Consider the following 6,285-nt stretch of genomic DNA (forward strand, 5'->3'; position numbering starts at 1 on the left):
GGAGCGCCGGGAGACCGGCAAGGAGTAGATGGTGAAAGTCCATTACGATGAAGGTATAGCGAACCACATCGGCCCCGAGCCGTGCGCAGGCGTTCGTGAGGATGTCGGCGAAGCGTCGGCAGGGGAGCACACAGGCCAGCCATTGAGCCGCGATAGTTTTATCATCCCGGGCGCCGACGTTGTCCATTTGACGGAAGGCAACACGGCGGGGCGCGTCATCGCAAGCGCCTCGTTGGCCCGGCGCGGTCGGAGACCCTGGCATGTGTGGACGCTCCTTGTGCGGGAACCGGGAGATCTCTCGTCTGGCCTGTCGCAGCATGGGCAGGTCCGCATCGGGAAGGCGAGGAGCCGTAGCCGATGATGAACGGACGGGAGAAGTCTGACTCCGCCGTAGTAGCGACGAAGCCTGCGAACAAGGCCGGGAAACCGGCTGCGGAGTGGGTGGAGCCAAGGGCGGGGACCAAGGGGAACACGGGGCAGACCAACACGTGCCGGGCACAGGAGCGGGAAAGCGTGTCACATGGGCTGGAACGTGTACGGCAGGCTGCAAGGCAGCGGAAGAAGGAGCGGTTCACCGCACTGCTACACCATGTCACTGTCGATCTGCTGCGCGAGTCGTTCCATGCGCTCAAGCGCAATGCGGCTGCGGGCGTGGACGGCATGACGTGGCAGTACTTCGAGGCAGGGCTGGAAGAGAATCTCCTGCGCCTGCACACGCAGGTACAGAGTGGCGCGTACCGGGCGTTGCCCGTTCGGCGGCAGTACATACCGAAGCCGGATGGAAAGCAGCGCCCGCTGGGGATTGCCGCGCTGGAAGACAAGATCGTGCAGCGCGCGGTGGTGGAAGTGCTCAACGCTATCTACGAAGAAGACTTTATAGGCTTCTCGTACGGGTTCCGGCCCGGGCGCAGTCAACATGATGCGTTGGATGCGTTGTCGGTAGCCATCGATCGCACCCCAGTGAACTGGATACTGGACGCGGATATACGGAACTTCTTTGACGGGCTGAGCCAGGAATGGCTGGTCCGCTTTCTGGAGCACCGGATTGGCGACCAGCGCATCATCCGACTTGTGCGCAAGTGGCTCAAGGCGGGCGTTCTGGAAGATGGAGAGCTTAGCGTAAGTGATACAGGTACCCCGCAGGGTTCAGTGGCATCACCGCTGTTCGCGAACGTGTATCTGCACTACGCCTTTGATCTCTGGGCCGAGCGTTGGCGCCGCAAGGAAGCCAAAGGCAATGTTGTCATCGTGCGATACGCCGATGACATCGTAGCCGGCTTCGAACACGAAGCTGATGCAAGACACTTCTGGGACGCGATGCGAGCGAGGCTGGAGAAGTTCGAGCTTGCGCTACATCCGGACAAGACGAGGCTGCTGGAGTTTGGCCGCAATGCAGCGGGCAGACGAAAGCGGCGCGGTCTTGGACGGCCGGAGACGTTCACCTTCCTGGGCTTCATCTTTATCTGCGGGCGCTCACGCCGCGGTGCCTTCCAGCTTCACAGGAAGACTCGCGGGGATCGCATGCGGGCGAAGCTCAGGCACCTCAAGGGCGAGTTCCGAAGGCGTATGCATGACCCGATTCCAGAGCAGGGGAAATGGCTCAAGCAGGTGGTTCAAGGGTACTTTGCCTATCATGCGGTGCCCACGAACTTCCGTGCACTTAGTGCCTTCCGCCACCACGTCCGGGAGCTATGGATGCGCACGCTACGGCGGCGCAGTCAGAAGGACCGAACGTCGTGGGAGCGGATGACGCGAATTGCAGATACATGGCTCCCGCGCCCTCGCATACTTCACCCGTGGCCGGACCAGAGATTTGCCGTTAAGCACCCAAGGTAGGAGCCCAGTGCCTGAATCGGGCGCGCTGGGATCTGCGCGGGGGGTGCCCAGCAATGGGCATTCCTACCGCAAACAGACACCATGAGGAAGAATACCGATGCCGGAGTGAGGGGCGGAGCTGCCCGTAGTAGTGTTGAAGCCCTTGTAATGAGGGTGGAGCGAAGGGGCAGCGTTATCCTGTTGACGAAGGTCACCAACCTGCATGGCGGGGATAAGTGACATGACCTCAACAAAACCGTATGACATTGCGAAACGCACGGTCTGGGAGGCGTATCAGCTGGTGAGGGCCAACCGGGGTGCTGCAGGCGTGGACGATGAAACGATCGCCATGTTCGAGCAGAACCTGTCGGGCAATCTGTACAAGCTGTGGAACCGGATGTCGTCGGGGTCGTATTTCCCGCCGCCGGTGAAGCAGGTAGAGATACCCAAGGCCACGGGCGGTACCAGAAAGCTGGGCGTGCCCACCGTGTCGGACCGAGTCGCCCAGGCTGTGGCCAAGCTCATGATAGAACCGGTTCTGGATCCGTTGTTCCATCCGGATTCATATGGATACAGGCCGGGAAAATCGGCAAAACAGGCGATTGCGGTGACGCGCAAGCGTTGCTGGCAGTATGACTGGGTTGTTGAGTTTGACATCAAGGCGGCGTTCGATCAGATCGATCATGACCTCCTGCTCAAGGCGGTACGCAAGCACATCAAGGTGGACTGGCTTCTGCTGTATATCGAGCGATGGCTGACTGCGCCGTTCGAGACTGCAGATGGGGCGAGACTGCCACGAGCGCGAGGTACACCTCAGGGTGGGGTGGTCAGCCCGATGTTGATGAATCTGTTCATGCACTATACGTTCGATGCATGGATGCAGCGGCACTTCCCTCAATGCCCGTTTACGCGTTATGCCGATGATGCGGTAGTACACTGCCGCAGCCTGGCACAGGCGCAGGAGGTCATCCAGGCCATTGCTTCGCGACTGGCGGAGTGCGGATTGCAGATGCATCCTGAGAAGTCAAAGATCGTGTACTGCAAGGACCGCAGTCGTACCCAAACCTACCCGGAAGTGACTTTCACATTTCTGGGCTTCCTGTTTCGTCCGCGAAGGGTGAAGACCAAGTCTGGCCAGATCTCTACCAGTTTTCTGCCCGGCGTAAGTCCTGTTGCCTTGAAACGGATGCGACAGACGGTGCGGGGGTGGCGGCTGCCTCGTCGAACGTCCGGGTCACTGGTCGAGCTGGCCGAGCAATGTAATCCCATGATACGTGGCTGGTGGAACTACTACGGGGCCTTCTATCGGACGGCCATGCGCGGGCTCGCACGGTATCTCGACCGTAAGCTCGTGCGTTGGGCCCAGCGCAAGTACAAGACACTGCGACGGCATAAAAGCCGCAGTGAGGAGTGGTTGCACAAGATAAAGAAGGCGTATCCGCGACAGTTCATGCACTGGCAGTTTCAGGGGGCACAGGTTGGATAACGGGAGCCGTATGACGCGCGAGTGTCACGTACGGTTCTGCGAGAGGCTTCGGGCGCAATTCCCGAGGCCTACTCACCCCTATATCAAGGTCAAGGGCTCGTGGAAGTATCTTTACCGCGCAGTGGATATGACGGGCAAGACCATTGACTTTCTGTTCAGAGCCAAGCGGGACAAGGCCGCTGCGCGGCGCTTCTTCGAAAAGGCCATCGGTCAGAACGGTTCGCCCGAGACGGTGACCATCGACAAAAGCGGCTCCAATCTGGCCGCGCTTAACGCGGTGAATGCCGAGCGCGAGATGCCCATCAAGGTTCGTCAGATCAAGTATTTGAACAACATCGTGGAGCAGGATCATCGGGCCATCAAACGCCGAACCCGACCGATGCTCGGGTTCAAGGATTTCAACTGCGCGCGTGTCATTCTGAGTGGCATCGAATTGATGCACATGATCAAGAAAGGACAGCTGCAATGTTCGGGCAACACCCCGCTGTCTGCCGCCCAGCAATTTTACTCGTTGGTTTCATAAGCTATCCTTTGTATATCGCCTTCGCTTGTCCCACTTACCTTACTGCGACAGAACCGCGCTTTCACCAGCAGGAAATGGACATTCGAACCCTTGTTGAGCGTCACCTTCTTGCCGCGCAGTTGCGCAACGGTGCGGATCGGCGAGTCCTGCGCGACGACGATTGCTTCGCCGCGCGGCGCGGGCGGTTCGTTGCCGATGTAGACAAAATCGACGCCACCCGCCTGCGCAAAAATGGGCGGCGTTTCGCCGACGCTGCCCACATCGACGGCGCCCGCGTTCAAGCCTTCGAGCAGTTGCGGACCAGCGGGAAATTCCAGCCATTGCACGCTGACGTCCTGGCTCGCGAGCCGCTTTTCGAGCGTGCCGCGCGCCTTGAGCACGACAAAGTTGCCGTACTTCTGGAAGCCGATTCTCAGCCGGTTGTTCGTGCCTTGTGCGTGAGCGGCGCTTGTCGCGAATGGCGCAAGCGGCGTGAGCAGCCCGCCGAGCGCAGCGCCCGCCACGCCAGCGCCCGCGCGCCGCAGCAGTTGACGCCGATCGGGATCGGCAGGAGAGGGGGCGACTGATTTGTCGCGTTTGCTCATCGGCTTTGCGTGTCGGTATCGGAGAATAGACTGCTGACGTTAATTCGCGAGGCGCATGAATTCAAACAACGTTTGCGCATATCGAAAGCAGGGAAACGGCTATGGGACGCAACGCTCAACGCGCGTTGACCGTCCCGCCGACTCTCCCTGCATGCTCGACATCATTCGGGAAACACAGGCTCGCCGAGCGTCAGCATTAGGCGGTTCGCCCACGCGAAGATCGCTATCGCATGGCTCAGGTCGAGGATTTCAGCTTGCGTGAGGCCGTTTTCCTTGAGTGCAGCAATCGATGCCGCATCGATCGCGTCGGGATGCAAGGTCAGATCGATCGCGTAACGGGCGATGGCCCGTTCTCGCGCCGTCGTGCCTGCCGTTTGCGGATCGGCGAACACCTGCTGAATGACGTCGTCGCGTTTCGCGAGTTGCTGGAACCGCTGCGCATGCACGGAAGCGCAATAGACGCAGCCATTCACCCGAGAGACCACAGTACTGGCGAGTTCACGTTCCGCGCGCGACAACCCGCCCGGTGCATACATGATGCTGTTGAACGCGCCCGAGCGTTGCCGCAAGATTTCCGGCTCATGCACGAGCAGCAGATAGTAGTCGGAAGTCTTTGCTTGCGGATGGCTCTCTTCCAGAACGGCCGTCTGTTCGGGCGTGGCGTTAGCGAGCGCCACCGTGTCGAGCCATGCCGACCAGCCGAGTTGCTGCGATGTGAAGCCGTGCGATGTGCTCATGCTGAAGTCTCCAGTGCGCGCAGTGCGGCAACGACGCGAACCTGATACGTGACGAATGCGACGAGCTGCGAAAGCGCGACGATCTCGGGCGTGGACAGAGCGGCTTGTTTTACGCGCAGCAGTGCGGACTGCCCGGGAGTTGGGGTGAGGGTCGTAAGCGCGTGCGTGTGCTTGAGAATCGCGGCGAGCCGAGCATCGATGTCAGGAGCGTTTGCATGCACCACGCCCTCCGAGATGAAGCCCCCCAGCGCCGCAATAGCGCTCTCCGCCGACGAACCCAATGCAAGCAGGCGCTCGCGATAGGCGCGCGCCGCCTCGGGTGCTGCCGACAACGCGGCTGCGTAGCTGGCGGCCGCGAAACGCTCGTCGAGCGAAAGCCCGGTGGTGCTCGGGTCGAACAGGGCGTCGAAGCTGCCCTGCGTATAGCGTGTGGCATCGGCGCGAGCGGCGCGCAACGCGGCGACGGACCCCGTCGATGCGATTCCGGCCAGACGCGCGGTGTCGTCGTGTGCCGGCGTTGGCTTCACTTCTGTTGTCATGCAAGATCCTCAGGATAAGGTGTTCACGATTTGTCGATGACGGACGGTGCGTCCGCGTCGGTCCATTCGTCGCTGGCAAGCTCGGCCTTGTCGAATGCCTGGAGCGCGGCGTAATGATTTTCGCGGTCAGCGTCGAACAGCATCGACGCGATCGCGCGCGCGAGCCGCTGTGCGCCGTCGCTGATGGCGGGAATGTCGCCTGCCACCTTGCCGTGCGAGAGACTCGCCGCGTGATTGAAGCAATGAATGCGGGCAAGCGCGGGACACGTGCCCGGCACGCGCTCCTGAAAAGCAAAGCGGCTATCGAGATCGGGCGATGTCGCCAGCTCTTCGTTGTCGAGTTCCGCGCCGGGATCGAAACGATCGCGCCAACGCCTCACATGTGGAGCAATGGCGGTGAATTCGTCGCGCGTGTCGATCTCCGAATGGAAGCCGGTGGCGAAAATAAGATAGTCGAGTTGATAACGCCCTTTGGGCGTGTCGATCACGAGTTCGTCGGCATGAGCATCAGCACGCATGATCGGGCTGCCCAGATGCAGATACGCGTTTTCGTGACGCGTGACGCGCAGCACGCTGTCGCGCGGCGGCGGTGTCTGGCTTT

The 6,285-nt window shown here is 60.8% G+C and carries 5 protein-coding genes and 3 pseudogenes; 3 read left to right on the top strand and 5 right to left on the bottom strand.

Translation table 11 applies throughout. From position 1 onward, the window contains the following. Positions 1–187 (bottom strand): hypothetical protein (locus tag VMJ11_RS32860; protein ID WP_325625264.1); only part of this gene is annotated, 187 nt, incomplete at its 3' end. A 173-nt stretch (positions 188–360) separates the two neighbouring features. On the opposite strand from VMJ11_RS32860, the gene ltrA (VMJ11_RS32865) reads away from it, so the two are divergent. From ltrA (VMJ11_RS32865) to VMJ11_RS32875, 3 genes and pseudogenes are all read left to right on the top strand, one after another. Next, positions 361–1,836 (top strand): group II intron reverse transcriptase/maturase, encoded by a 1,476-nt coding sequence (gene ltrA / locus VMJ11_RS32865; RefSeq protein ID WP_349255984.1) that lies wholly within the window; start codon positions 361–363, stop codon positions 1,834–1,836. 220 nt (positions 1,837–2,056) lie between these two features. Beyond that, entirely contained in the window at positions 2,057–3,301 is a 1,245-nt protein-coding gene (gene ltrA, locus VMJ11_RS32870) for a group II intron reverse transcriptase/maturase (RefSeq protein ID WP_325625267.1), read from the top strand. A gap of 73 nt (positions 3,302–3,374) precedes the next feature. After that, positions 3,375–3,824: pseudogene (locus VMJ11_RS32875) on the top strand (IS6 family transposase); the annotation flags it as partial. A gap of 2 nt (positions 3,825–3,826) precedes the next feature. Here the strand turns inward: VMJ11_RS32875 and VMJ11_RS32880 are convergent. The 4 genes and pseudogenes from VMJ11_RS32880 to VMJ11_RS32895 form a co-directional block, all read right to left on the bottom strand. Next, positions 3,827–4,408: pseudogene (locus VMJ11_RS32880) on the bottom strand (sulfonate ABC transporter substrate-binding protein); the annotation flags it as partial. Positions 4,409–4,569: 161 nt separating this feature from the next. Further along, positions 4,570–5,145, bottom strand: a complete 576-nt coding sequence (locus tag VMJ11_RS32885) for a peroxidase-related enzyme (protein WP_325625269.1) — start codon at positions 5,143–5,145, stop codon at positions 4,570–4,572. After that, positions 5,142–5,684: a hypothetical protein gene (locus tag VMJ11_RS32890; protein WP_325625271.1), complete on the bottom strand. Its 543-nt coding sequence runs from the start codon at positions 5,682–5,684 to the stop codon at positions 5,142–5,144. Before VMJ11_RS32890 ends, VMJ11_RS32885 begins: the two co-directional genes overlap by 4 nt. Positions 5,685–5,707: 23 nt before the next feature. Further along, positions 5,708–6,285: pseudogene (locus VMJ11_RS32895) on the bottom strand (FAD-dependent oxidoreductase); the annotation flags it as partial.

The organism is Paraburkholderia sp. (genome assembly GCF_035501035.1).
In the GTDB taxonomy this organism is placed as follows: Bacteria; Pseudomonadota; Gammaproteobacteria; order Burkholderiales; family Burkholderiaceae; genus Paraburkholderia.